The organism is Williamsia sp., assembly GCF_016462415.1.
GTDB lineage: Bacteria > Actinomycetota > Actinomycetes > Mycobacteriales > Mycobacteriaceae > Williamsia_A.
The window spans coordinates 16,281-42,275 of record NZ_JAEMTF010000028.1; the positions used below are offsets into that span (position 1 = coordinate 16,281).

Below are 25,995 nucleotides of genomic sequence, written 5' to 3' on the forward strand. Positions count from 1 at the left end.
CCGTCGATCTTCGACATCGCGTCGTCGACGCTGACCTCCGCGTCGCCGCGCTCCTCGAGCCCGCGGACGTACTCGGCGATCTCCTCGTCGTCCTCGGTCATCTCGGTGACGGCCTGCTCCCACTCCTCGGCCTGCCCGGGGAGATCACCGAGAGGGACCTCGATGTCGAGGACCTCCTCGACCTGGCTCAGCAACGCAACCGTCGCCTTCGGGTTGGGCGGGGTGGAGACGTAGTGCGGAACGGCGGCCCAGAACGACACCGCCGGGATGCCCGCGTTGACGCACTGGTCCTGCAACACGCCGGTGATGCCGGTGGGCCCCTCGTACCGGCTCTCCTGCAGGTTGTAGGCCAACGCGGAGTCGGTGCTGTAGGCGGTGCCGGTGACCGGCACCGGCCGGGTGTGCGGCGCGTCGGCCAGCAGCGCACCCAGGATGACCATGGTCTGGACGTTCAAGGCCCGGGCCAGGTCCAGGATCTCCGCGCAGAAGCCCCGCCAACGCATGTTGGGTTCGATGCCGCGCAGCAGGACGATGTCGCGGTCGGAACCGGGCGGGCTGCACCAGGAGATCGACGTGGTCGGCCAGTCAATACGTCGTGTGACACCATCGATCTGCTTTACGATGGGACGGTTGACCTGGAAGTCGTAGTAGTCATCAGAGTCGATGTCGACGAGCGGCTGCGCGTCCCAGATCAATGCCAGATGTTCGACCGCACCGCTCGCTGCATCGCCCGCGTCATTCCAACCCTCGAAGGCCGCTACCAGGATCGGCGTCCGCAGGGTGGGAAGATCTCCGGTCGCATCAGCGTTCACTGAACCAGCCTACGACCGAACACCGATAGGGAGCGAACTACCCTGAACACCATGTCTGCACCCACACGAAGCGCCTCGTACGACTCGGCCTTCCTCGATGCCATGGCCAAACGGGTCCTCATCGGCGACGGAGCCATGGGCACCATGCTGCAGGCGGCCGACCTGACCCTCGACGACTTCCTCGGTCTCGAGGGGTGCAACGAGATCCTCAACGACACCCGCCCCGAGGTACTGGCCGCGATCCACCGCGCGTACTTCGAGGCCGGCGCCGATGCGGTCGAGACCAACACCTTCGGCTGCAACCTGTCGAACCTCGGTGACTACGACATCGCCGACCGGATCCGTGAGCTGGCCCGCAAGGGTGTGGCGATCGCGAAGGGCGTGGCCGACGAGATGGGCCCGTCCTCCGACGGGACGCCGCGTTTCGTCCTGGGCTCGATCGGTCCGGGCACCAAGCTGCCCAGCCTCGGCCACACCACCTTCGAGGTCATCCGTGACGCGTACCAGGAGTGCGCGATGGGGATGCTCGAGGGCGGCGCCGACGCCATCCTGATCGAGACCTCCCAGGATCTGCTCCAGGTGAAGGCGGCCGTACTGGCCTCCAAGCGCGCGATGGTCGACCTCGGCCGGCGGATCCCGATCATCTCCCACGTCACGGTCGAGACGACCGGCACGATGTTGCTGGGCTCGGAGATCGGTGCGGCCCTGGCCGCCATCGAGCCACTGGGTGTCGACCTGATCGGGCTCAACTGCGCCACCGGTCCGGCCGAGATGAGCGAGCACCTGCGCTACCTGTCCAAGCACGCCCGCATCCCGGTGTCGGTCATGCCCAACGCCGGTCTGCCCCAGCTCGGCCCGAAGGGCGCCGAGTACCCGCTGATGCCCGACGAGCTGGCCGAGGCCGTCAGCGGCTTCGTCTCCGACTACGGCCTGTCGTTCGTCGGTGGTTGCTGCGGCACCACCCCCGAGCACATCGCGCAGCTTGCCGAGGCCGTCCGCGGCTCGAGCAAGGGCACCCGGACCATCGAGCACGAGCCCGAGGTGTCGTCGCTCTATGCGTCGGTGCCGTTCGAGCAGGAGAACAGCTTCATGATGGTCGGGGAGCGGACCAACTCCAACGGCTCCAAGGCGTTCCGCGAGGCCATGCTCTCCGGCGATTACCAGAAGTGCCTGGACATCGCCAAGGACCAGACCCGCGACGGCGCGCACATGCTCGACCTCAACGTCGACTACGTGGGCCGCAACGGTGCCGATGACATGACCGCACTCGCCACTCGACTCGCCACCGCGTCGACGCTGCCGATCATGCTCGACTCGACCGAGCCCGCGGTCATCAAGGCCGGTCTGGAGGCCCTCGGTGGTCGCTGCGCGGTGAACTCGGTCAACTACGAGGACGGCGACGGCCCCGAGTCGCGGTTCACGAAGATCATGGAGATGGCCGTCGAGCACGGTGCCGCCGTGGTCGCGTTGACGATCGACGAGGAAGGTCAGGCGCGTACCGCCGACACGAAGACCGCGATCGCCGAACGGCTCATCACCGACATCACCACCAACTGGGGCCTCGGCGAGGAAGACATCATCATCGATGCCCTCACCTTCCCGGTGTCCACCGGCCAGGAGGAGACCCGCAGGGACGGCATCGAGACGATCGAGGCCATCCGTCGGATCAAGGAAGCTCACCCCGCGGTCCACTTCACGCTGGGCATCTCGAACATCTCGTTCGGTCTGAACCCAGCCGCACGCCAGGTGCTCAACTCGGTGTTCCTGCACGAGTGCGCCCAGGTCGGTCTCGACACCGCGATCGTGCACGCGTCGAAGATCGTGCCGATGGCCCGCATCCCCGATGACCAGCGTGAGGTCGCCCTGGACCTGGTCTACAACCGTCGCGGCGTGGAGGGAACACGCAGCGAGGGCAACGCCGATTACGACCCGCTGCAGACCCTGATGGGTCTGTTCGAGGGCGTCTCGGCCGCCTCGGCACGGGAGAGTCGCGCCGAGGAGATGGCGAAGCTGCCACTGTTCGAGCGCCTCGAGCGCCGCATCGTCGACGGGGAGCGCAACGGTCTCGAGTCCGACCTCGACGACGCGATGAAAGAGGTCCCGCCGCTCAAGATCATCAACGAGACGCTGCTCTCGGGCATGAAGACCGTCGGCGAGCTGTTCGGATCGGGTCAGATGCAGCTGCCGTTCGTGTTGCAGTCCGCCGAGGTCATGAAGATGTCGGTCGCGCACCTCGAACCGCACATGGAGGCCACCGGCGAGGACGGCAAGGGCCGCATCGTGCTGGCCACGGTCAAGGGCGACGTCCACGACATCGGCAAGAACCTTGTCGACATCATCCTGTCCAACAACGGCTACGAGGTCGTCAACATCGGCATCAAGCAGCCGATCGCGACGATCCTGGAGGTCGCCGAGGACAAGCGTGCCGACGTGATCGGCATGTCGGGACTGCTGGTCAAGTCGACGGTCGTCATGAAGGAGAACCTGCAGGAGATCAACTCCCGCGGACTCGCCGAGAAGTACCAGGTCCTGCTCGGTGGTGCCGCGCTGACCCGCGGCTACGTCGAGAACGATCTCAGCGAGACCTACGAGGGCGACGTGCACTACGCACGCGACGCGTTCGAGGGGCTGCGCCTGATGGACGACATCATGTCCGCCAAGCGCGGCGGCGGATCCACCCAGGATCCCGAGGTCAAGGCGGCTGCCGAGGCCAAGGCCGCCGAACGCAAGGCACGTCACGAGAAGTCGGCGCGGATCGCGGCCAAGCGCAAGGCCGAAGCGCCGAAGGTTGAGGTGCCCGCACGCTCGGATGTCGCCGCCGACAACCCGATCCCGGTCCCGCCGTTCTGGGGATCACGGATCATCAAGGGCATCCCGATCGCGGACTACCGCAACCTGCTCGACGAGCGTGCGCTCTTCCTGGGCCAGTGGGGTCTACGCGAGACCCGCGCCGGCGACGGTCCGACGTATGAGGAGCTGGTGGAGACCGAGGGTCGTCCGCGCCTGCGCGAGTGGATCGCCCGGCTCTCGACCGAGAACATCCTGCAGCACGCGGCGGTCGTCTACGGCTACTACCCGGCGGTCAGCGAGGGCGACACGATCCATGTGTTGGCCGAGCCGACGCCGGACGCCGAGACGGTCTTCAGCTTCGAGTTCCCGCGTCAGCAGCGCAGTCGATTCCTGTGCATCTCCGACTTCATCGCCTCGCGTGAGCGGGCCCGTGAGCTCGGACAGGTCGACGTGCTGCCGTTCCAGCTGGTCACGATGGGGCAGCCCATCGCCGACTTCGCCAACGAGCTGTTCGCCAAGGATGCCTACCGCGACTACCTCGAGGTGCACGGCATCGGCGTGCAGCTGACCGAGGCACTGGCGGAGTACTGGCACCAGCGGGTGCGGTCGGAGCTGACGTTCGGTGACTCCTCGGCCGCGGCCGACGATCCGGATTCGCCGCAGGGCTTCTTCGACCTCAAGTACCGGGGGGCGCGTTACTCCTTCGGGTACGGGGCCTGCCCCGACCTCGAGGACCGCGCGAAGATGGTCGCGCTGCTCGAGCCGGAGCGGATCGGTGTGGAGCTGTCGGAGGAACTGCAGCTGCATCCGGAGCAGTCCACCGACGCCTTCGTCCTGCACCACCCCGAGGCCAAGTACTTCAACACGTAAGGCACCGTGAACCGATCTGATCTGCCGGTACCCGATGTCGGCCGGCAGGAGTTCGAGCTGCCGCGTGCCGTCCTGTGGGACATGGACGGCACGCTGCTCGACTCCGAGAAGCTGTGGGACATCGCGATGGCCGAGCTCGCGGAGCGACTCGGCGTCACGATGACCACCGAGTTGCGTCAGTCGACGTTGGGCAACTCCATGCAGGGCGCGATGACCAAGCTCTACGTGGCCGCGGGCATACCCGAGGCCGACCGCGACCTCGACGCGCAGGCGGAGTGGATACGCGGCCGCGTGGCCGAACTGTTCGGTGGCGGCATCCCGTGGCGTCCGGGCGCCGACGCCGCGCTCGACACCGTTGCGTCCCTGGGCATCCCGATGGTGCTGGTGACCAACACCGAGCGCGAACTCACCGAACGTGCGCTGCCCACGATCGGCAAACATCGCTTCGCGCACACGTTGTGCGGCGACGAGGTCGCGGAGGGCAAGCCGGCCCCCGACCTGTACCTCGCGGCGGCCGCGGCCGTCGGCGCGACCCCGGCGCAGTGTCTGGCCGTCGAGGACTCGCCGACCGGTACGGAGGCCGCCACGGCGGCCGGGTGTCCGGTGCTGGTGGTCCCGTCCGACGCCGAGGTCCCGTCCGGACCGGGTCGGACGTTCCGGGACGGGCTCGTGGGTCTCGACATCGCCGACGTCGTCACCGCGTGGCGCCCGATCGGGTCGGCCGGCGACGTCATGGGACACTGATCCCTCGTGAAGACCTTCGACGAACTCTTTATCGAGCTCACCGACCGCGCCGCGACCCGCCCCGAGGGCAGTGGGACGGTCGCCGCACTCGACTCCGGGGTGCACACGCTGGGCAAGAAGATCATCGAGGAGGCCGGTGAGGTGTGGCTGGCCGCCGAGCACGAACCCGACGAGTCACTCGCCGAGGAGATATCTCAATTGCTCTATTGGCTCCAGGTGATGATGATCAAGCGTGGCCTGACCCCGGCCGACGTGTACAAGCATCTCTGACTCGAAGGACCGATCCCCATGCTGCGGGTAGCTGTACCCAACAAAGGCGCGCTGTCCGACTCGGCCGCCGCGATGCTCGCCGAGGCGGGCTACCGACGTCGGACCGACGCCAAGGACCTGACCGTGCTCGACGCGGCCAACGACGTCGAGTTCTTCTTCCTCCGTCCCAAGGACATCGCGATCTACGTCGGGTCGGGTGAACTCGATCTCGGCATCACCGGCCGTGACCTCGCCCTGGACTCGCGAGCACCGGTCGTCGAGCAACTGTCACTCGGCTTCGGTGGATCGACCTTCCGCTACGCCGGCCCGGCCGACCGCGAGATGTCGGCCGACGATCTGGCGGGCTCGCGCATCGCGACGTCGTTCGCGAACATCGTGCGCGCCGATCTGGACTCGCGCGGCATCGACGCCGAGATCATCCGCCTCGACGGGGCGGTGGAGATCTCGATCCAGCTCGGCCTGGCCGACGCGATCGCCGACGTGGTCGGCTCGGGACGCACTCTGCGCCAACACAACCTGAAGGCGTTCGGAGACGTCATGTGCGCGTCGGAGGCCGTTCTGGTCAGTGGCGCCGACGTCGAACCGTCCCGCGCCGCGAAGCAGCTCATCGCGCGGGTGCAGGGCGTCGTGGTCGGTCAGCAGTACGTGATGATGGACTACGACTGCCGCAAGGACCTGCTCGATCAAGCCGTCGCCATCACGCCGGGCCTGGAGTCGCCGACGGTCGCGCCCATGGCCGACGAGAACTGGGTCGCCGTACGCGCCATGGTCCCGCGCAGCGGACACCAGAACGTGATGGACGACCTGTCGGCGATGGGCGCCAAGGCGATCCTCGCCAGCGACATCCGGTCCTGCCGCTTCTGACCCACCCGACCGTCGGGTCGATCAGAGCCGGGTGAGCAACACCGTCTGACTCGACCGACCCACCGACCCGTTCGCGTCGAACAGGTCCGCGGCGGTGTAACCGAACCCGCTCTCGCCGCCGACGAGCCGCGCGTCGACCCCGAACCAGTCGCCGGCCGGCGCACGGTGCAGGTGGATGGTGGTGTCGGTGTTCATCCACGTCCACTCACGCGGCGAGAGCGCGCTGCCGAGCCCGTTGGCGATGTCCACCACGCAGCAGAAACGGGACAGTGGCGACGCGGTCTCACCCTCGACGAGATCGATCCGAGGACGTAGCCACGTCAGACCCGGCCGGGCCACCCCCGCATCGGCGCGATGGAAGTCGACCGAGGAGATGAACCCCGTTGTCGCCCATCCCATCGCCGTCCAGTCCGGCAACGCCCCGCCGGCCACGTCGTCGGTCGGGACCGCGTACACCTCGGACGGCGACACCAGCTCGGAGGTGTCCGACGCCGCGAGCAGCCAGGCGGTGGCCCGCGCGGCGGTGCGATAGCGGCCGTCGGGCCCGAGCACGTCGAGCTCGGCCTGGATCTGCGAGATCTGCCTGCCGGGACGGATGACGACTGCGTGGGTCCGGTTCTCCGACAGCCCGATCGCCCCGAGGATGTCGACGGTCACCCGGGAGATCGACAACCCCGGCGCCTGCGCCAGTCCCTCGAGCGCGCGGACGAGCAGCGCCGACGGGGGACCGCCGTGCTGGATGGTGTCGGTCCAGACGCTCACCGTCGACGCGGTCGGCATGAAGTGTTCGTGACCGTCGGTGACGCCGAGAGGACGGAAGTAGGCCGTGTCGGCCGAGGCGGGCGGGGTCACGAGGCGAGATAGTCCGCCGCGGAATCCTCGGCAGGCCGACCGGGCCACCCCGGGTACTCCGGGATCTCACCGCCGAATTCAGGGCAGCGCGCCTTGTGATCGCACCACTGGCACATCCGCGACTTCTTGGGACGGAAGTCCCCGGTCGCCCCGGCGTCGGTGATGGCCCGCCAGATCGCGGTCAGGGTGCCGGCGAAGCGTTCGAGCTCGTCGCGGTCGGGCGTGTACCGCAGCTGCTGGCCGTCGGCCAGGTACATGAGCTGCAGCCGATGCGGGACCACGCCGCGCAGTCGCAGGATCGCCAGCGCGTAGAACTTCATCTGGAACAGCGCACGAGCCTCGAACAACTCGCTGGGGGAGCGGCCGGTCTTGTAGTCGACCACGCGGACCTCACCCGTGGGCGCGACGTCGATCCGGTCCACGAAGCCCCGCAGAGCGACGTCGTCGGCCAGGTCGACCTCGATGCGCAGCTCGCAGGACTCGGCCTCGAACGCGGTCGGATCCTCCATCGTGTAGTACGTGGTGAGCAGCCGATGCGCCTCGGCGAGGAACGCCGGGACGTCGGTGTCGGGCACCAGCGCACGCAGCGCGGGCTCCTTCTCGCACAGCGTGTCCCACGCCGCGTCGACCAACACGTCGGCGGTGTCGGGGGTGCGCAGGTGCGCGGGCATGTCGAACAGGTTCTCCAGCGCGGAGTGCACGACGGTGCCCTTGACCTGCGCGGTCGTCGAGGTCTCGGGGAACCTGTCGATGGCGCGGTACCGGTAGAGCAACGGGCACTGCTTGAAATCGGCTGCGCGCGACGGCGACAACGCCGGGCGTCGGGGCCCCTCCGGGACCGGATCGACCAGCGATGCGGGGTTGTTCTCGAACGTCGTACTCACACCTGGCAGGGTATGCCTGATGTACGACAGACCCGCGCAGGACGCGACCCCATGACCGTCTCCGCGAGTTTCGAACCCGGTGACCGAGTCCAGCTCACCGACACCAAGGGCCGCAAGTTCACCGTGCATCTCGAGGTGGGCAAGAGCTTCCACACCCATCACGGCGCCATCGCGCACGACGACCTGATCGGTGCGGACGAGGGCAGCATCGTCACCTCGACCGGCAACGCGCAGTACCTGGCCCTGCGCCCGCTGCTCACCGACTACGTGCTGTCGATGCCCCGTGGCGCACAGGTGATCTACCCCAAGGACGCCGCGCAGATCGTCGCCGAGGGCGACGTCCACCCCGGTGCGGTGGTGCTCGAGGCCGGCGCCGGGTCCGGCGCGTTGACCTGTTCGCTGCTGCGTGCGGTGGGTCCGACCGGTCGGGTCATCTCCTACGAGGTGCGCGACGACCACGCCGAACACGCGGTGCGCAACGTCGAGACGTTCTTCGGCGGGCGTCCGGACAACTGGGACCTCGTCCTCGGCGACATCGTCGACTACGGCGCAACCGAGAACTCCCGCGCATCGGTGGACCGTGTCATCCTCGACATGCTCTCGCCATGGGAGACCCTCGAGACCGTGTCGGCGGTGTTGCGCCCAGGCGGGGTCCTGATCGTTTATGTGGCGACCGTCACACAGCTGTCCCGCGTGGTCGAGGCCCTGCGTGAACTGCAGTGCTGGACCGAACCGCGCTCCTGGGAGTCGCTGGTCCGTGAGTGGAACGTGGTCGGTCTGGCGGTCCGTCCGTCGCACAAGATGCAAGGTCACACCGCGTTTCTCGTCTCCGCCCGTCGTCTCGCCGACGGCACGGTCACCCTTCGACCCCAGCGCAGGCCCAGCAAGGGGTGATCGGCAGGGCCACCGAACCATCCGGCGGCGTACGGGCCAGTTAACGAGACGTCAACACCGAACGTCGCGCGGTGTGGGGCACAACGGCCGACACGCCGGTAACGTGAGGGAACGGTGAAACCATTGGTGTTCCGCCGGGGAGAGGAGTCAGCAATGACCGAATCTGACCGAGACAATGCCCGGGACGCGTCCGAGACCAGCGCGCGTTCCACCGACTCGGGTGAGACCCCCGTGCCCGACACCGGCGGGCGAAGCCCGTTCGGACGCCCCGGTGACACGCCCGGGGGCAACGATTCGCAGGCGCGCATCGACACCCTGACCGCGCGCAACACGAAGCTGCTCGAAACCCTCAAGGAAGCGCGGCAGCAGCTCCTCGTGCTCCGCGAGGAGGTCGATCGCCTCGGCCAGCCGCCGAGCGGATACGGTGTGCTGCTCTCGACCTACGAGGACTCCACCGTCGACGTGTTCACCTCAGGCCGCAAGATGCGCCTGACGATCTCGCCGAACATCGAGGTCGACAGCCTCAAGCGCGGCCAGACGGTCCGCCTCAACGAGGCCCTGACCATCGTCGAGGCCTGCGACTACGACCTCGTGGGCGAGATCAGCACCCTGCGCGAGGTGCTCGGTAACGGTGACCGCGCCCTGGTGGTCGGCCACGCCGACGAGGAACGCGTCGTCTGGCTGGCCGAGCCGCTGACCGGCGAGGTCGACGGCGAGGACGGCAAGCGCCGCAAACTGCGGCCGGGCGACTCCCTGCTCGTCGACACCAAGGCCGGGTTCGCCTTCGAGCGGGTTCCCAAGGCCGAGGTCGAGGATCTCGTCCTGGAAGAGGTGCCCGACGTCGGGTACGAGGACATCGGTGGTCTCGGCCGCCAGATCGAGCAGATCCGCGACGCGGTCGAACTGCCGTTCCTGCACAAGGACCTGTTCCGCGACTACGACCTGCGTCCGCCCAAGGGTGTCCTGCTCTACGGTCCTCCCGGGTGCGGCAAGACGCTGATCGCCAAGGCGGTCGCGAACTCGCTGGCGAAGAAGATCGCCCTGGCCCGTGGCGACGATGCCCGCGAGGCGAAGTCGTACTTCCTCAACATCAAGGGTCCTGAGCTGCTCAACAAGTTCGTCGGCGAGACCGAGCGGCACATCCGCCTGATCTTCCAGCGGGCCCGCGAGAAGGCGTCCGAGGGCACCCCCGTGATCGTGTTCTTCGACGAGATGGACTCGATCTTCCGTACCCGCGGATCGGGCGTCTCCTCCGACGTGGAGACCACAGTCGTCCCGCAGCTGCTCAGTGAGATCGACGGTGTCGAGGGCCTCGAGAACGTCATCGTCATCGGTGCGTCGAACCGCGAGGACATGATCGACCCCGCGATCCTGCGTCCCGGCCGTCTCGACGTGAAGATCAAGATCGAACGTCCCGACGCCGAGTCGGCCATCGACATCTTCTCGAAGTACCTCGTCGACACCCTGCCGATCCACGCCGACGACATCGAGGAGTTCGGCGGCGATCGCGCCGCGTGCGTCGCGGCGATGATCGAGCGCGTGGTGGAGAAGATGTACGCCGAGAACGAGGACAACCGGTTCCTGGAGGTCACCTACGCCAACGGCGACAAGGAGATCATGTACTTCAAGGACTTCAACTCCGGTGCGATGATCCAGAACGTCGTCGACCGGTCGAAGAAGTACGCGATCAAGTCGCAGCTGGAGACCGGCACGCCGGGCCTGCGGGTGCAGCACCTCTTCGATTCGATCCTCGACGAGTTCGCCGAGAACGAAGATCTGCCCAACACCACCAATCCCGATGACTGGGCCCGCATCTCGGGCAAGAAGGGCGAGCGGATCGTGTACATCCGTACCCTCGTCACCGGCAAGAGCGCCGGTGCGAGTCGCGCCATCGACACCGAGACGAACACCGGCCAGTATCTGTAGTCGCCGTCGTGTCCGCCACCGAGTGGGTCGTGAAGGCCCACTCGGTGGTGGCACTAGGCTTTGGTGATGCAGCGAATCATCGGCACCGAGGTCGAGTACGGGATCTCCGCGCCCAACGATCCGAGCGCCAATCCCATCATGACGTCCACGCAGGCGGTGCTGGCCTATGCGGCTGCCGCCGGCGTACCCCGCGCCAAGCGCACCCGGTGGGACTACGAGGTCGAGTCGCCCCTGCGTGATGCCCGCGGCTTCGACTTCAGCCGCGGATCCGGACCGGCACCCATCATCGACGCCGACGAGGTCGGTGCGGCGAACATGATCCTGACCAACGGGGCCCGTCTCTACGTCGACCACGCACACCCCGAGTACTCCGCGCCCGAGGTCACCGACCCCATGGACGCGGTGATCTGGGACAAGGCGGGCGAGCGGGTGATGGAGGCCGCGGCTCGACACGTGGCGAGCGTCCCCGGTGCCCCGAAACTCCAGCTGTACAAGAACAACATCGACGGCAAGGGTGCGTCCTACGGCACGCACGAGAACTACCTGATGGCCCGCGAGACCCCGTTCGCGTCGGTCATCACCGGTCTCACACCCTTCTTCGCCTCACGCCAGGTGTTCACCGGTTCCGGCCGGGTGGGCATCGGCCAATCCGGCGACGAGCCCGGTTTCCAGCTGTCGCAGCGGTCGGACTACATCGAGGTCGAGGTCGGCCTCGAGACCACCCTCAAGCGCGGCATCATCAACACCCGCGACGAGCCGCACGCCGACCCCGATCGGTATCGCCGTCTGCACGTCATCATCGGCGACGCGAACCTCGCCGAGACCTCCACCTACCTCAAGGTCGGCACCACCTCGCTCGTACTCGACCTGATCGAGGCCGGTGTCGATCTGTCCGACCTCGAACTGGCCCGTCCGGTACACGCGGTCCACGTCATCAGCCACGATCCCGGTCTGACCGCGACCGTCGCGCTGTCCGACGGCCGTGAGATGACCGCGATTGCGCTGCAACGGATCTATCACGAGCGCTGTGCCCGTTTCCACGCCGAGAACCACGGCGACGACGCCCGCGCCAAGCACGTGCTCGACACCTGGGCCGACATCCTCGACCGCCTCGACCGCGATCCCATGGAGTGTTCGGATCTGCTCGACTGGCCCGCCAAGCTGCGGCTGCTCGAGGGCTTCCGGCAGCGCGAGGGGCTGGGCTGGTCGGCACCACGCCTGCAGCTGGTCGATCTGCAGTACTCCGATGTCCGTCTCGACAAGGGGCTCTACAACCGTCTGGTCGCGCGTGGCTCGATGCAGCGGCTGACCACCGAGGCCCAGGTCATGGAGGCCGTCGGCACCCCGCCGGAGAACACCCGTGCCTACTTCCGCGGCGAGTGCCTGCGCCGGTTCGGTGCCGACATCGCGGCGGCGAGCTGGGACTCGGTCATCTTCGATCTGGGCGGTGACTCCCTGGTGCGCATCCCCACCCTGGAGCCGCTGCGGGGCAGTCGCGCCCATGTCGGCGCACTGCTCGACTCGGTCAACTCGGCCGCCGAACTCGTCGACCAACTGACCAACTGAGGTCGCACCCGACGCCGTCGACCGTCGTCGTGGTGCGCAACCCGTTCACAACCCCATCCCGGTAGGGTGTTCATACGGAGCTCCTGCTGTTGCACCAGTGGGGGATCGCAGGCTCAAGGAGGCAGCAATGGCGCAGGAACAGACACGGCGGAGTGGCGGCGGGGACGACGATTCCGGTTCGGGCCCCGACTCAGGCGCCGGTCAGGAACGTCGCGAGAAGCTGGCCGACGACACCGATGACCTGCTCGACGAGATCGACGACGTGCTCGAGGAGAATGCCGAGGACTTCGTGCGCGCGTACGTGCAGAAAGGCGGCCAGTGAGCGACCAGGTCAACTCGCTCGGTCGGGACCTCTCGTCGTTCTCGGACTACCTCCGTCAGAACGCGCCGGAGTTGTTGCCGGACAAGGCTTTCGCAAACGTGACGGGTAGCGACTCGATTCCGCACGGCACCACCATCGTCGCGGTGAACTACCCGGGCGGTGTGCTCATCGCCGGTGATCGACGTGCGACGGCGGGCAACATGATCGCCAGCCGCGACATCCGAAAGGTGTTCGTCACCGACGAGTACTCGGCGGCGGGCATCGCCGGCACGGCGGGCATCGCCGTCGAGATGGTCCGGTTGTTCGCCGTCGAACTCGAGCACTACGAGAAGCTCGAGGGTGTCCCGCTCACCCTGGACGGCAAGGTCAACCGGCTCGCCGGGATGGTCCGCGCCAACCTCGGTGCGGCCATGCAGGGGCTGGCCGCCATACCTATGCTCGTGGGTTACGACCACGACGGTACCGACCCGAACCGCAGCGGCCGGATCTTCTCGTTCGACGTCGCAGGCGACCGGCACGAGGAGTTCGGCGGCTTCCAGGCCATCGGTTCCGGATCGGTGTTCGCGAAGTCCGCCCTCAAGAAGCTGTACCGGCCGGACCTCGACGCGACGTCCGCGCTGGGCATCGCGGTCGAGTCCCTCTGGGACGCGGCCGACGACGATTCCGCCACCGGCGGGCCGGACACCGTGCGCCGTATCTACCCCACGGCGGTCACTATCGGCGCCGAGGGCGCGGTCGAGGTCGATCGCAGCGAGATCGAGGTCGCCGCACGCGCGGTCATCGAGGCCCGATCCGCGCAGTACCAGGACAACCGGGGCGACACCGCAGCAGGAGCCGACGCATGACGTTTCCGTATTACGCCAGTGCCGAGCAGATCATGCGCGACCGGTCCGACCTGGCGCGCAAGGGAATCGCCCGCGGACGCAGTGTCATCGTTCTGACCTATCCGGGCGGCGTGCTGTTCGTCGCGGAGAACCCGTCGAACACCCTGCGCAAGGTGAGCGAGATCTACGACCGGATCGGTTTCGCGGCCGTCGGCAAGTACAACGAGTTCGAGAGTCTGCGCAAGGCGGGCATCCAACACGCCGACATGCGGGGATACAGCTACGACCGCGCCGACGTGAGCGGGTTGTCGCTGGCCAATGCCTATGCCGGCACGTTGGGTGCGGTGTTCACCGAGCAGCCCAAGCCCTATGAGGTGGAGCTGTGCGTCGCCGAGGTGGCCCGTGCGGGTAGCTCGAAGAGCTCGCAGCTCTACCGGATCACCTACGACGGTTCGATCAACGACGAGACCCGATTCCTGGTCATGGGCGGCGCGAACGAGGCCATCTCCACCGCCATGAAGGAGAGCTACGACCCCGAGGCCGACCTCGCCGGTGCGCTCGCCGGCGCCGTGGCCGCCCTCGGAACCCCGGCGGCGCCCGCGAACGGCACCACCGCCACGTCGACACCGTCCGAGCCGCGGGTGCTCACCCCGGGCGATCTGGAGGTCGCCGTGCTCGACCGGGAGCGGCCGCGACGGGCGTTCCGACGACTCAGCGCGGACGTCGTGGCGAGCTATCTGCCCACCCCGGATCCGTCTGTCGTGGAGCCGACCGCCGAGGGCGACGCACACAGCACCGACTGATCCTCGGACCACCCCCGTCCCCGCGGCGGCGCTTGCCGACCGCGAACCGCGCACACCGGTAGGGTCGATGAGGTGGAACGACGAATCATGGGCATCGAAACCGAGTTCGGGGTGACCTGCACCTTTCACGGACACCGGCGCCTGAGTCCCGACGAAGTCGCGCGCTATCTGTTCCGGCGGGTGGTCTCGTGGGGTCGATCGTCGAATGTGTTCCTGCAGAACGGTGCACGGCTCTACCTCGACGTCGGCTCACACCCCGAGTACGCGACCGCCGAGTGCGACAGCCTCGTGCAGCTGATCAACCACGACCGCGCCGGCGAACTGGTGTTGGAAGAGCTGTTGATCGACGCCGAGCGGCGCCTGGCCGACGAGGGCATCGGCGGCGACATCTACCTGTTCAAGAACAACACCGACTCGGCGGGCAACTCGTACGGCTGCCACGAGAACTACCTCGTGGTGCGGGCGGGGGAGTTCTCCCGGATCTCCGACGTGCTGCTCCCGTTCCTGGTCACCCGCCAGCTGATCTGCGGCGCGGGCAAGGTGCTGCAGACCCCCAAGGCCGCCACCTACTGCCTGTCGCAGCGCGCCGAGCACATCTGGGAGGGCGTCTCGTCCGCGACCACACGGTCGCGGCCGATCATCAACACCCGCGACGAGCCGCACGCCGACGCCGAGAAGTACCGGCGTCTGCACGTGATCGTGGGCGACTCGAACATGGCCGAGACCACCACCATGCTCAAGGTGGGCACCGCCGCGCTGGTGCTCGAGATGATCGAGGCCGGCGTCGCGTTCCGGGACTTCGCCCTCGACAACCCGATCCGCGCGATCCGCGAGGTCAGCCACGACACCACCGGGCGCCGTCCGGTGCGTCTGGCCGGCGGCCGGCAGGCCAGCGCACTCGACATCCAGCGCGAGTACCACGCGCGGGCCGTCGAGCACCTGCGCAATCGCAAGCCCGACCCCGAGATGGATCGCGTCGTCGACCTGTGGGGGCGCACGCTCGACGCGGTCGAGTCGCAGGACTTCTCCGGCGTCGACACCGAGATCGACTGGGTCATCAAGCGCAAGCTGTTCCAGCGCTACATCGACCGGTACGACATGGACATGTCGGATCCGAAGATCGCGCAGCTCGACCTCGCGTTCCACGACATCAAGCGGGGTCGGGGCGTCTTCGACCTGCTCTCCCGCAAGGGCCTGGTCGCTCGTGTGACGACCGACGAGGCGATCGCGGCCGCGGTCGACGAACCGCCGCAGACCACCCGCGCGAAGCTGCGCGGCGACTTCATCTCGGCCGCACAGAAGGCCGGGCGTGATTTCACCGTCGACTGGGTCCACCTCAAGCTCAATGATCAGGCGCAACGCACCGTGCTGTGCAAGGACCCGTTCCGCAACGTCGACGAGCGCGTCGATCGCCTGATCGCCTCGATGTAGTCCGCGGACCACTAGGCTTCTGGTCCGTGGCAACCTCCAAAGTCGAACGGCTGATGAACCTGGTCATCTGCCTCTTGTCGACGCGACAGTTCCTGTCGGCCGAGCAGATCCGCAAGAGTGTGGCCGGCTACAGCGATTCGCCGTCCGACGACGCCTTCAACCGGATGTTCGAGCGTGACAAGGGCGAACTCCGCGACCTCGGCATCCCGCTGGAGACCGGACGCGCGTCGGGAATGGTCCCGGTGGACGGTTACCGCATCAACCGGGACGCCTACGAGCTGCCCGACATCGACCTCGACCAGGCGGAGGCGGCCGCGGTCACCATGGCCGCCGCGCTGTGGGACACCCCGGAACTCGCGGCGACCGCACACACCGCTCTGCTCAAGCTCCGTGCCGGCGGTGTCGATCTCGCGTCGGACTCCGAACTCGATGTCGGAGTGCACACCGCCACGCCCCGATCCATGGGGTCGGAGTCGGTTCTCGGGGCGCTGCTCGCCGCGGTGGACCACGGCCGGGCGGTGACCTTCGGTTACCGTCCGACCCGCAACCGCCCGTTCACCCCCCGCCGTCTGGAACCGTGGGGCGTCGTGACGTTCCGGGGCCGGTGGTACGTGGTCGGACACGACCACGACCGCGACGATGTGCGCACCTTCCGGCTCTCGCGCATCGGCGGCGACGTCCGCGAGGTCGACGTCGACACCCCGGCGCACCGACCCGACGACCTCGACCTGCAGCAGATCGTCGCCTCGGCCGTCGGACACGTCGACCCCCCGGACTCCGCCCGGAGCGCACGGGTCTGGATCGCCGAGGGCCGGGCCGAGGGTCTGCGCCGCAGCGCAGGCACGCTCACCGACCACGAGATGAACGGACGCCGCGGATCGATCGCGGAGATCCCGCAGTGGTCCGTCGACGGACTGGCCCGTCGGGTGTTGGGGGCCGGTGCCGACGCCGTGGTGCTCGAACCCGACGAACTCCGCGACCGTGTGGTCGCCGAACTCCGCGCGGTGGCGGTGTCGCAGTGACCGGCGCAGCCGGGTCGAAGGCGTCGGCGAGTTCGGGCGTGCCGTCGCGACTGAGCCGTCTCCTGGCGATGGTCCCGTATTTCCTGGCCCATCCCGGCATCAGTGCGGCCGACGCCGCCGCGGATCTGGGGACGACTCCCGCCCAGGTGATGACCGATCTGAACCAGCTGTGGATGTGCGGGCTACCGGGGTACTCACCCGGAGACCTCATCGACCTCGCGTTCACCGAGGAGAGCATCGAGGTCACGTTCTCGGCCGGGATGGACCGCCCGCTGCGACTCACCGCGACCGAGGCGTCGGTGCTGCTGGTGGCGCTGCGCGCGCTGATCGACATGCAGGGGCTGTTGGACACCGCCGCCGCCCAGCGCGCGATCGCCAAGGTCGAGAAGGCGGTCGGGACGAGCATCGCGGTCACCGACGAGCCCGGACCACCTGAACCCGCCGACACGCCGACGGGACCGATGTCGACGGTCCGGGATGCCGTCCGTCTGACGCAGGCGGTCTGGATCCGCTACTACTCGGCCTCGCGGGACGCGGTCTCCGAGCGGGTCGTGGACCCGGTCCGGATCCAGGTCGTGGACGGGGCGAGTTACCTCGAGGGGTGGTGTCGCGAGAGCGAGGGAATCCGTCTGTTCCGGCTCGACCGCATCGACGACGCCCGTCTGCTCGACGAGCCGGCGGTGGTCCCGGCGACCCCGGACTCCGGCGCCACGTTGGCGTTGTTCAACGCCGATCCACAGCTGCCCACGGCCGAGATCGAGATCGACCCGTCGCTGGCCTGGGTGATGGAGTACTACCTGATCGACCCCGTGGCCGATCCCGACCATTCCGCACCCGACCCCGACGCGCCGATCCAGGCGACGATGACCTACGGCTCGCCGGACTGGCTGACGCGGTTCCTGCTGGGGTTCGGTGGCCGTATCCGGTTGCTCAACGAACCCGACATCGCCGGCGAGGTGGCCACTCGTGCGGCGGCCGCGTTGACCGCCTACGTTGACGGCAACTGACCACGTCGGGGCGACCTGACGCCACACCTGCGGCCCGGACCGGTCCGGTAGCATCGAACACAGTCAACTTCGGAGGTACGACAATGGGCGCCATCCAGCCGTGGCACATCATCATCGTGGTGATCGTGTTCCTGGTCCTGTTCGGATCGAAGAAACTTCCCGACGCGGCCCGCGGTCTCGGTCGGTCGATGCGCATCTTCAAGAGCGAGGTCAAGGAGATGCAGAACGACGGCAAGAAGCCCGACACCGATACTGACGCCAAGCACGAGAGCGACGATCCGGCCTCGCGTCAGATCGCGGCACCCGCCCCGACGGACTCCGCGCACGTCACCGACAACGAACGTCGTAGCGCCTGATCCTCGCGGCATACCGCCGATCCACACCTCGCGTGAGGAACCGAGAACCACACTGTGCGCATACCCCTTGATCCGCGCCGTCGGCGGCAGAAAGTCAACCCCGATGGCACGATGTCGCTCGTCGAGCACCTCTTCGAACTCCGGCGACGCCTGCTGATCTCCGTCATCGGGATCCTGTTCACCACCATCATCGGGTTCATCTGGTACTCCTACGGGTTCTGGCACGTCGAGTCGCTGGGCAACCTGCTCCGGGGACCGTACTGCGAACTCCCGGAGAGTTCCCGCGCGACGTTGACCCCCGGCGACCAATGTCGGTTGCTCGCGACCGGTCCCTTCGACCAGTTCACGCTGCGCCTCAAGGTCGCGGTCACCGCCGGCGTCGTGATGGCGTGCCCCATCTGGTTCTTCCAGATCTGGCAGTTCATCACCCCGGGCCTGCACCAGAACGAGCGCAAGTACGGCGTCTCGTTCGTCGCCGCCGCGGCGTCGCTGTTCGTCGCGGGCAGCATCCTCGCCTACCTCGTGGTTGCGAAGGCGTTCCATTTCCTCCTCACCGTGGGCGACAACGTTCAGGTCACCGCGCTCGACGGCGGGCAGTACTTCAGCTTCATCCTCCATCTGCTGGTCATCTTCGGCGTCAGCTTCGAGGTGCCCCTGATCATCGTGGCGCTCAACCTCATCGGGGTGCTCAGCTACGCGCGTCTCAAAGCGTGGCGACGCGGGCTGACGTTCGGGTTGTTCGTCTTCGCCGCGGTGGTGACCCCGGGCTCCGACCCCTTCACGATGCTGGCCCTGGCCCTCGCGCTGACCGTTCTGTTCGAGTTCGCTGTGCAGTTCGCCCGCATCCACGACAAGCGCAAGGCCCGGCGCCTCGGCGAGAACTGGGAGCACCTCTCCGACGACGAGGCGTCGCCGATCGACCATCGCCCGGACACGGTGAACGCGTCGAGCTCGGTGGGTGTGTCGTCGAGCGGCCCGATCACGACACGTGCCGGCGAGTTCGATGACATTCTCTGAGGCCGCGCCGACGACGACGCCCATCGACCGACCTGCGCTGCGGGAGTTCACCGATCGTCTCGACTTCGCGCTCGACCCGTTCCAGGTCGAGTCGTGCGCCGCGCTCGAGGACGGCCACGGGGTTCTGGTGTGCGCGCCGACCGGTGCCGGCAAGACGATCGTCGGTGAGTTCGCCGTCCACCTCGCCCTCGCGGCGGGGACCAAGTGCTTCTACACCACGCCGATCAAGGCGCTGAGCAACCAGAAGTTCGCCGATCTGGTCGCCGTCCACGGTGCCGACTCCATCGGCCTGCTCACCGGCGACAGTTCGATCAACCCATCGGCTCCGGTGGTCGTGATGACCACCGAGGTGGTCCGCAACATGATCTATGCGAACTCGCCTGCGCTGAACGGCTTGTCGCACGTGGTGATGGACGAGGTGCACTTTCTCGCCGACCGGTTCCGCGGCGCGGTGTGGGAGGAGGTCATCCTCCATCTCGAGCCGTCGGTCAAGGTGGTCAGCCTGTCGGCGACGGTCAGCAACGCCGAGGAGTTCGGCGACTGGATCAAGACCGTCCGCGGCGACACCACGGTGGTCGTCGACGACCACCGCCCGATCCCGCTGTGGCAGCACATGCTGGTCGGCAACCGCATCTTCGACCTGTTCGAGCGCACCCCCCGCAACGGCGAACGCCCACAGGTCAACTCGGAACTGACGCGCTACATCAAGCAACGCGAGATGGTCAGCGACCACGAGAGCCCACACGGTCGTCGGGGGCGTGGCGGGCCGCCGCGGCGGGGACGTCCGGCCGGCACCATCTCCCGGCCCGATCTGATCGCCCGCCTCGATCGTGACGGGTTGTTGCCTGCCATCGGCTTCATCTTCTCGCGTGCCGGCTGCGAGGCCGCGCTCGACCAGTGCGTCCGATCAGGGCTCAACCTCCTGCAGCCCGCGCAGGCGGTTCAGGTCGAGGAGGTGGTCAACCGGTACGTCGGCGACCTCACCGAGGCCGATCAGGACGTGCTCAACGTGGACACCTGGCGCGCCGGACTGATGCGCGGGCTCGCCGCCCACCACGCCGGGATGCTGCCCGCGTTCCGACACGCGGTCGAGGAGCTGTTCGTCCGCGGCCTCGTCCGCGCCGTCTTCGCCACCGAGACCCTGGCGCTGGGCATCAACATGCCCGCACGGTCGGTGGTCCTCGAGCGATTGGTGAAGTACAACGGCGAGGCCCACGTCGACCTGACCCCGGGCGAGTTCACCCAGCTCACCGGGCGAGCCGGTCGGCGGGGGATCGACGTCGAAGGTCACGCGGTCGTCGTCTGGATGCCCGAGCTCGACCCGACCCGTGTCGCCGGGCTCGCCGGGGCCCGCACCTTCCCGCTGCGCAGTTCGTTCGCGCCGGAGTACAACATGGCGATCAACCTGATCGGTCGCCTCGGACTGGCCGGCGCGAAGAATCTGCTGGAACGTTCCTTCGCGCAGTTCCAGACCGACCGTTCCGTGGTCGGGCAACACCGCAAGATCGACACCGCACTACGGACACTGGGAAAGATCGACGTCGAACTCTCGGGTCGGGCGTCGAGCGTCGGTGTGGAGCCGGGCGACCTGGCGATCGAGAACGACGTCGCGGCGGCCGACGACCACACGCCGACCGACGACTACGACGGTTTCCTCGGCTACATGCGGCTGCGGGAGGTCATCAGGACCCGAGAGCGCGAGCTCAAGTTCGAGAAGCGGATGACCGCTCAGGCGAACACCGTCGATGAACTGTCCGCGCTCAAGCGCGGCCACGTCATCGCCCTGCACGGCGGTCGGCACCGGGGACTGGCCGTGGTCATCGAACCCGCAACCGAACGGCGCGACCCCAAGCCGATGGTGCTCTGTGAGGACGCATGGTGCGGACGCGTGGGCACCGCTGACTTCCTCAACCCACCCGAGGTACTGGGCAACATGCGGTTGCCGAGAACGGTGGACCGGCGGACCGGGCGTGGCCGTCGTGATCTCGCATCGTCGTTGCGGGCCACCGGGATCGACGTGCCCCGGGGCCGTCAGTCGCGACGCTCGCCCGCCGCCGACGACCGCGAGCTCGGGCTGTTGCGCTCGCGCCTGCGTGCACATCCCGCGCACCAGCTCCCGGCCGGTGACGAGCTGTTCCGTCTGGCCGAACGACGGAACCGTGTCGAACGTGAGATCACCGCCCTCACCGAGTCGGTCAGCAAACGCACGTCGACGTTGAGCATCACCTTCGACCGGATCGTCGGGGTGCTCACCGAGCTGGGGTATCTAGTCGACGGACCCGACGGTGTCGTGGTCACCGACTCCGGGCGCACGCTCAGTCGCGTCTACAGCGAGAGCGACCTGCTCATCTGCGAGTGCATCCGCGCGCAGGTGTGGGACGCGCTGACCCCGCCCGAGCTCGCCGCGGTGGTCTCGGCCGTGGTCTACGAGTCCCGGCGCGATTCCTATTCCGGCCCCGATCTGGTCACCGGCCATCGCGAGGTCCGTGACGCCCTGCAGGACACCCACCGGGCATGGCGCACGCTCGCCCATCTCGAGAGCCGCCACAACGTCGGTGTCACCCGTGAGCCGGACGCCGGTTTCGCGACCGCGATGTACACGTGGGCGTCGGGGCGGTCGCTCGCCGAGGCACTGGCCGCAGCCGGTGAACGAGGTCGGCCGTTGCCTGCGGGCGATTTCGTGCGCTGGAGCCGGCAGGTGATCGATCTGCTCGAGCAGATCCGGATGAGCGCCGGCGGAGAGGGTCGCCTCGCCCGCTCGGCGAAGTCGGCGGTCGGGTGCATCAAGCGCGGTGTCGTCGCCGTCGAACTGGGCTGATCCGGCCCGAGGACACGGCACCGGCGGCGCCGATCACCCCCGGTGCGGTGCGGTATGTTCGGTCACGACAGCGGGCCGCACCGCGGACGCCGACGGCCACGTTCTGATCATCCGGAGGGAACCATGAGCGATCCCCACAACCCCGACGATCCCCGGCACCAGGGAGACCAGGGCGCTCCCGCCGGCGGCCCGGACGCCGGCAATCCCTGGTCGGGTAACTATCAGCAGCAGCCCGACCCGAGCCAACCCCGATACGACCAGGGGCAACCGCAGTACGGACAGAGCCCCTACAGCCAGCCCCAGTACGGGCAGCCGCCCGCCTACGGGCAGCCGCCGGCCGCTTCGTCGCCGTACGGACAACCCGGTACCGAGCAGTCGGGTCCCTACACGGGTCCCAGCCAGCCGCAGTACGGACAACAGCCCTACGGCGAGCCGCAGTACGGCCAGCAGCCCTACGGCCAGACCGGCTACGAGCAGTCGCCCTACGGCCAACAGGGACCGGGCACCTACGGCCAGCCCGCCTACGGGGCGCCGGGTCAGCAGCCATACGGACAGGCACCCACGGGTGGGCCGACCGCGCCCGGCCAGGACCAGTTCGCCGGTATGAACCGCCCTCTGCGGGACCGGAAGCCGTTCCGGATCGCAGTTGTCGGTGGTGTGGTGGCCATCGTCGTCATCGTGCTCGCCGTCACCGCGTTCGTCGTTCCCGGTTTCGCGCTGAACAAGGAACTCAACCAGTCCGCGGTACAGGACGGCGTCAAGTCGATCCTCGAGAAGGACTATCAGGCAACCGAAGTCGGTGGCGTCAGCTGCCCGGACGGTCAGAAGGTGGAGAAGGGCAAGACCTTCGACTGCACCGCGACCGTTGCCGGCGCACAGCAGAAGGTCACGATCAGGTTCCTCGACGACGACGGTCGGTACGAGGTCGGTCGACCCACCGCGAACTAGGCCGCGCGCTCGGTCACCAGCGCTCGCTCCACCCGAGGGCCGTGGCCAACCGGTTCACCGATGACCCGATCCCGAGTTCGGCGACGAGCGCGGCGATCCGGTCCGGGTCTGCCGGCCCAGCCGGGATGATCCCGTCGCCATCTCCCTCGATCTCGGCGTCGGTGCGCACGAAGACCACCGTGCGAGCGGCCTGGAGGTACTCCGCGGAGTCGATGATGGACGTCCGGATGCGCGGGGTGATCGACTTGTCGCCGGACCTCGCCGCGGCCTCGATGTCGTCAAGGGTTCCGAACTGTGCCAACAGTTTTGCCGCAGTCTTCTCGCCGACCCCGGTCACACCGGGCAACCCGTCGGACGGGTCGCCACGCAGCATCGCCAGTTCGGCGTAGGCGGTCCCGGGGCGGGCCCGCGGCACGTCATAGCGCTCCGCGACCTCGTCTGGCCCGAACATCTCGGCACGGTTGACGCCCTTGCCGACATAGAGGACACGTACCTCGACGGGGTCGTCGACGACCACCTGCAGCAGATCTCGGTCGCCACTGACGACGACCACGGGATCCCGCGTCTCCGAGTCGGCGAGGGTGCCGATGACGTCGTCGGCCTCACACCCGTGGGCCCCGGCGCTCGCCAGGCCCGCGGCCGCGAGGAAGTCGGCGATCATGTCCACCTGCGGAGTGAGGGTGTCGGGAACCTCCTCCACGGAGTCCCCACCCTCGACGACCTCCGCGACGCGGTGGGCCTTGTACGACGGGATCAGATCGGTACGGAACTTCGGCCGCCAGTCGTAGTCGAGACACACGACCAGACGGCGAGGGTGCTCGCGATTCACCAACACGGCGATCATGTCGATGAAGCCGCGGATCGCATTGACCGGACGGCCGTCTGGTGCGGTGATCTTCTCGGGGATCCCGTGGAAGGCGCGGAACCACAGACTCGCGCCATCGAGCAACATCACAGGAGCTGTCATAGCTGATCACTGTGCCAGATGCCCCCGGGTGCTGATCGCCTACGGTGGAAGCCATGACTGAGCAACGGTTTTCGAGTCAGGTGTACGCCGACCGTCTTGCACGGGCCGCCGCGGTCGCAGGAGAAGCGCAGGTGGACGCGTTGATCGTCGGGCCCGGACCCGACCTGGAGTACCTCACCGGGTCGAAAGCGAGCACGTTCGAGCGCCTGACCGCACTGGTCGTGCCCGCGTCCGGCGCACCCTGGGTGGTGGTACCGCGTCTCGAACTCGCCGCGTTGCGGGCGTCGGCGGTCGGCGAACTCGGTATCGACACCCGCGACTGGGTCGACGGGGAGGACCCGTACGCGTCGGCCCTCGACGGTATCGCCGGGGGAGCGGTGGTGGCCGTCTCTGACGCGCTGCCCGCACTGCACCTGATCCCGTTGGCCGACCGCCTGGGTTCCGCACCGATCCTGGCCACCCCGGTGCTGAGTCGGCTGCGGATGATCAAGGACCCGGCCGAGATCGACGCCCTGCGGCGGGCCGGAGCGGCCATCGACCGCGTGCACGCCCGGATGGGTGAGTTCCTGATCGCCGGTCGCACCGAACGTCAGGTCGCCGACGACATCACCGCCGCGATCATCGCCGAGGGGCACACCGAGGCCGCGTTCGTCATCGTCGGGTCGGGACCCAACGGCGCCGATCCGCATCACGAGGTCTCCGACCGCGTGATCACGACGGGCGACGTCGTCGTCATCGACATCGGCGGGCCCGTTGCGCCGGGCTACAACTCGGATTCCACCCGTACCTACGTCATCGGTGCGCCGTCCGAGGACGTCGCGGCGCAGGTGGCCATCCTGGAGCGGGCCCAGCAGGCGGCGGTCGACGCGGTGCGCCCCGGCGCCCGGGCCCACGACATCGACGCGGCCGCACGCGACGTCCTCGTCGACGCCGGACTGGGGGAGCAGTTCATCCACCGAACCGGTCACGGCATCGGGCTGTCGGTCCACGAGGAGCCCTACATCGTCGCCGGCAGTGACGTCACCCTCGAGACCGGGATGGCGTTCAGCATCGAACCCGGCATCTACTTCTCGGGGCAATGGGGAGCGCGCATCGAGGACATCGTCGTGGTCACCGACAGCGGTTGCGAGCCCGTCAACACCCGGCCACACGCACTGACCAAACTCTAGAGGCGCGTCACAGATCCGGACGTGCGGTGACCTCGTCGACGAGGTCGGCAGCATCTTTGAGATTCAACCCGGGATGCTGTTCACGAAGCCGACGAACTGCCTCGATGCGCCCGTCGGTCGTCTCGAGAGCATCGATCACATCGTCGAACGGAACCGTGGCCGGACTCTTGCGCGGGTAGGAGATCGACGGCCGCTCGCGACCGGTGACCGTGCGATAGGCCGTCCACAGGATGTTGAGGGTCAGCAGGACCGCCACGACCGCAACGGCTATCCGGTAGGTCGACGGGCGATCGAACGCTTCCGCCACGTAGAAGACGGTGAGAACCAGGACGCCGGTGTTCATCGCACGACCGGCCCAGGTCTCGAGTTTCTTCCTGCGCTGGGACACGTCGTCAGTTCTCGGTCGAGAGCAGGCTCTGCGACCCCAGGACGCGGGTGACGTTGATCTCTATGACGACGCGGCGCGGGTTGACCTTGGGTTGGCGGTAGCGCAGGGCGTAACGCCGGACCGCCTCGGCGATGTCGTCGGCGTCGCGGCTGATCCGTGCCGGGCCTTCCAGGGTGAGCCACCGCGGACCGTCGACGTGGGTCACCGAGGCGTACTGACCGCGGTCGGTGTTGCGGACCTTCTGGCTGCCCTCGAAGGTGATGACGCGCGCCAACTGGCGTTCGGGATCGTAGGTGACGCCGACCGCGACCGAATGCGGGGTGTTGTCCGCGCGCAGCGTTGTCAGGCTCGCGAGATGTCGATCGGTGAGGAACTCCAGGGCGGCAGGGGTCAGATCACTCGCGGTACGGGGCACGAACCCAGCGTATCCGCGCTCCGCGGAGCGCGACTG

At 67.9% G+C, this 25,995-nt stretch carries 24 protein-coding genes; 18 read left to right on the forward strand and 6 right to left on the reverse strand.

The window, feature by feature from the left end; genetic code table 11:
* Nucleotides 1-812: PAC2 family protein (locus JHC79_RS09410; RefSeq protein WP_296389951.1), on the reverse strand; the 812-nt coding region annotated here is incomplete at its 3' end.
* Nucleotides 813-863: 51 nt separating this feature from the next.
* Here JHC79_RS09410 and metH point away from each other — a divergent pair.
* Genes metH through hisG form a run of 4 tightly spaced genes read left to right on the forward strand, consistent with a single transcriptional unit; the run spans nt 864 to nt 6,350 of the window.
* Nucleotides 864-4,472, forward strand: coding sequence for a methionine synthase (metH, locus tag JHC79_RS09415; protein ID WP_296389953.1), 3,609 nt, complete (start codon nt 864-866; stop codon nt 4,470-4,472).
* A gap of 6 nt (nt 4,473-4,478) precedes the next feature.
* Nucleotides 4,479-5,216 carry an HAD family phosphatase gene (locus tag JHC79_RS09420; protein ID WP_296389955.1) on the forward strand — a complete coding sequence of 246 codons (738 nt, stop codon included), beginning with the start codon at nt 4,479-4,481 and terminating at the stop codon, nt 5,214-5,216.
* Between the two features lie 6 nt (nt 5,217-5,222).
* Nucleotides 5,223-5,486, forward strand: coding sequence for a phosphoribosyl-ATP diphosphatase (locus tag JHC79_RS09425; protein WP_188492700.1), 264 nt, complete (start codon nt 5,223-5,225; stop codon nt 5,484-5,486).
* Between the two features lie 18 nt (nt 5,487-5,504).
* Nucleotides 5,505-6,350 carry an ATP phosphoribosyltransferase gene (gene hisG / locus JHC79_RS09430; protein ID WP_296389958.1) on the forward strand — a complete coding sequence of 282 codons (846 nt, stop codon included), beginning with the start codon at nt 5,505-5,507 and terminating at the stop codon, nt 6,348-6,350.
* Nucleotides 6,351-6,371: 21 nt separating this feature from the next.
* On the opposite strand, the gene JHC79_RS09435 is transcribed toward hisG, so the two are convergent.
* Together JHC79_RS09435 and JHC79_RS09440 are read right to left on the reverse strand one after the other, a co-directional pair.
* Nucleotides 6,372-7,202: a thioesterase family protein gene (locus tag JHC79_RS09435; protein WP_296389961.1), complete on the reverse strand. Its 831-nt coding sequence runs from the start codon at nt 7,200-7,202 to the stop codon at nt 6,372-6,374.
* Nucleotides 7,199-8,053: a RecB family exonuclease gene (locus tag JHC79_RS09440; RefSeq protein ID WP_296389991.1), complete on the reverse strand. Its 855-nt coding sequence runs from the start codon at nt 8,051-8,053 to the stop codon at nt 7,199-7,201. Before JHC79_RS09440 ends, JHC79_RS09435 begins: the two co-directional genes overlap by 4 nt.
* Nucleotides 8,054-8,137: 84 nt before the next feature.
* Between JHC79_RS09440 and JHC79_RS09445 the strand changes: the two genes are divergently transcribed.
* The 13 genes from JHC79_RS09445 (at nt 8,138) to JHC79_RS09505 (ending at nt 23,020) form a co-directional block, all read left to right on the forward strand.
* Nucleotides 8,138-8,980, forward strand: a complete 843-nt coding sequence (locus JHC79_RS09445; protein WP_188492708.1) for a tRNA (adenine-N1)-methyltransferase — start codon at nt 8,138-8,140, stop codon at nt 8,978-8,980.
* A gap of 153 nt (nt 8,981-9,133) precedes the next feature.
* Nucleotides 9,134-10,906, forward strand: a complete 1,773-nt coding sequence (gene arc / locus JHC79_RS09450) for a proteasome ATPase (protein WP_296389963.1) — start codon at nt 9,134-9,136, stop codon at nt 10,904-10,906.
* A 66-nt stretch (nt 10,907-10,972) separates the two neighbouring features.
* On the forward strand, nt 10,973-12,472 hold the full coding sequence (dop, locus tag JHC79_RS09455) for a depupylase/deamidase Dop (RefSeq protein ID WP_296389965.1): 1,500 nt from the start codon (nt 10,973-10,975) through the stop codon (nt 12,470-12,472).
* Nucleotides 12,473-12,599: 127 nt separating this feature from the next.
* Complete coding sequence (locus JHC79_RS09460) at nt 12,600-12,794, forward strand: ubiquitin-like protein Pup (RefSeq protein WP_188492714.1); 195 nt, start codon at nt 12,600-12,602, stop codon at nt 12,792-12,794.
* Nucleotides 12,791-13,639 (forward strand): proteasome subunit beta, encoded by an 849-nt coding sequence (gene prcB, locus JHC79_RS09465; protein ID WP_296389968.1) that lies wholly within the window; start codon nt 12,791-12,793, stop codon nt 13,637-13,639. Before JHC79_RS09460 ends, prcB begins: the two co-directional genes overlap by 4 nt.
* Nucleotides 13,636-14,421 carry a proteasome subunit alpha gene (prcA, locus tag JHC79_RS09470; RefSeq protein WP_296389970.1) on the forward strand — a complete coding sequence of 262 codons (786 nt, stop codon included), beginning with the start codon at nt 13,636-13,638 and terminating at the stop codon, nt 14,419-14,421. The genes prcB and prcA overlap by 4 nt, the downstream gene beginning before the upstream one ends.
* 72 nt (nt 14,422-14,493) lie before the next feature.
* On the forward strand, nt 14,494-15,852 hold the full coding sequence (gene pafA, locus JHC79_RS09475; RefSeq protein WP_253663186.1) for a Pup--protein ligase: 1,359 nt from the start codon (nt 14,494-14,496) through the stop codon (nt 15,850-15,852).
* 26 nt (nt 15,853-15,878) lie between these two features.
* Nucleotides 15,879-16,874, forward strand: a complete 996-nt coding sequence (locus JHC79_RS09480; RefSeq protein ID WP_296389972.1) for a WYL domain-containing protein — start codon at nt 15,879-15,881, stop codon at nt 16,872-16,874.
* Complete coding sequence (locus JHC79_RS09485) at nt 16,871-17,881, forward strand: YafY family protein (RefSeq protein ID WP_296389974.1); 1,011 nt, start codon at nt 16,871-16,873, stop codon at nt 17,879-17,881. Before JHC79_RS09480 ends, JHC79_RS09485 begins: the two co-directional genes overlap by 4 nt.
* A gap of 83 nt (nt 17,882-17,964) precedes the next feature.
* A complete protein-coding gene (tatA, locus tag JHC79_RS09490; RefSeq protein WP_296389976.1) occupies nt 17,965-18,237 on the forward strand; it encodes a Sec-independent protein translocase subunit TatA in 273 nt (90 codons plus the stop codon).
* A gap of 54 nt (nt 18,238-18,291) precedes the next feature.
* The gene (tatC, locus tag JHC79_RS09495; protein WP_296389978.1) at nt 18,292-19,254 is read left to right on the forward strand and encodes a twin-arginine translocase subunit TatC; all 963 of its coding nucleotides are present in this window, start codon (nt 18,292-18,294) and stop codon (nt 19,252-19,254) included.
* Nucleotides 19,241-22,072 (forward strand): DEAD/DEAH box helicase, encoded by a 2,832-nt coding sequence (locus tag JHC79_RS09500; RefSeq protein ID WP_296389980.1) that lies wholly within the window; start codon nt 19,241-19,243, stop codon nt 22,070-22,072. Before tatC ends, JHC79_RS09500 begins: the two co-directional genes overlap by 14 nt.
* 123 nt (nt 22,073-22,195) lie before the next feature.
* Nucleotides 22,196-23,020, forward strand: coding sequence for a DUF4333 domain-containing protein (locus JHC79_RS09505; protein ID WP_296389982.1), 825 nt, complete (start codon nt 22,196-22,198; stop codon nt 23,018-23,020).
* 13 nt (nt 23,021-23,033) lie between these two features.
* On the opposite strand, the gene JHC79_RS09510 is transcribed toward JHC79_RS09505, so the two are convergent.
* Nucleotides 23,034-23,972: a 5'-3' exonuclease gene (locus JHC79_RS09510; protein ID WP_296389993.1), complete on the reverse strand. Its 939-nt coding sequence runs from the start codon at nt 23,970-23,972 to the stop codon at nt 23,034-23,036.
* Between the two features lie 68 nt (nt 23,973-24,040).
* Here JHC79_RS09510 and JHC79_RS09515 point away from each other — a divergent pair, with 68 nt between their 5' ends.
* Complete coding sequence (locus JHC79_RS09515) at nt 24,041-25,156, forward strand: Xaa-Pro peptidase family protein (protein WP_296389984.1); 1,116 nt, start codon at nt 24,041-24,043, stop codon at nt 25,154-25,156.
* Nucleotides 25,157-25,163: 7 nt separating this feature from the next.
* Here JHC79_RS09515 and JHC79_RS09520 read toward each other — a convergent pair whose 3' ends face one another.
* The gene (locus JHC79_RS09520) at nt 25,164-25,544 is read right to left on the reverse strand and encodes a hypothetical protein (protein WP_296389986.1); all 381 of its coding nucleotides are present in this window, start codon (nt 25,542-25,544) and stop codon (nt 25,164-25,166) included.
* 4 nt (nt 25,545-25,548) lie between these two features.
* Entirely contained in the window at nt 25,549-25,959 is a 411-nt protein-coding gene (locus tag JHC79_RS09525; RefSeq protein ID WP_296389995.1) for a pyridoxamine 5'-phosphate oxidase family protein, read from the reverse strand.
* Nucleotides 25,960-25,995: the final 36 nt, after the last annotated feature.

Coding starts and splice junctions, on each gene's coding strand:
- metH (WP_296389953.1), top strand. CDS start 864: ATGTCTGCACCCACACGAAGCGCCTCGTACGACTCGGCCTTCCTCGAT.
- hisG (WP_296389958.1), top strand. CDS start 5,505: ATGCTGCGGGTAGCTGTACCCAACAAAGGCGCGCTGTCCGACTCGGCC.
- JHC79_RS09445 (WP_188492708.1), top strand. CDS start 8,138: ATGACCGTCTCCGCGAGTTTCGAACCCGGTGACCGAGTCCAGCTCACC.
- arc (WP_296389963.1), top strand. CDS start 9,134: ATGACCGAATCTGACCGAGACAATGCCCGGGACGCGTCCGAGACCAGC.
- dop (WP_296389965.1), top strand. CDS start 10,973: ATGCAGCGAATCATCGGCACCGAGGTCGAGTACGGGATCTCCGCGCCC.
- JHC79_RS09460 (WP_188492714.1), top strand. CDS start 12,600: ATGGCGCAGGAACAGACACGGCGGAGTGGCGGCGGGGACGACGATTCC.
- prcA (WP_296389970.1), top strand. CDS start 13,636: ATGACGTTTCCGTATTACGCCAGTGCCGAGCAGATCATGCGCGACCGG.
- tatA (WP_296389976.1), top strand. CDS start 17,965: ATGGGCGCCATCCAGCCGTGGCACATCATCATCGTGGTGATCGTGTTC.
- JHC79_RS09500 (WP_296389980.1), top strand. CDS start 19,241: ATGACATTCTCTGAGGCCGCGCCGACGACGACGCCCATCGACCGACCT.
- JHC79_RS09505 (WP_296389982.1), top strand. CDS start 22,196: ATGAGCGATCCCCACAACCCCGACGATCCCCGGCACCAGGGAGACCAG.
- JHC79_RS09510 (WP_296389993.1), bottom strand. CDS start 23,972: ATGTTGCTCGATGGCGCGAGTCTGTGGTTCCGCGCCTTCCACGGGATC.
- JHC79_RS09515 (WP_296389984.1), top strand. CDS start 24,041: ATGACTGAGCAACGGTTTTCGAGTCAGGTGTACGCCGACCGTCTTGCA.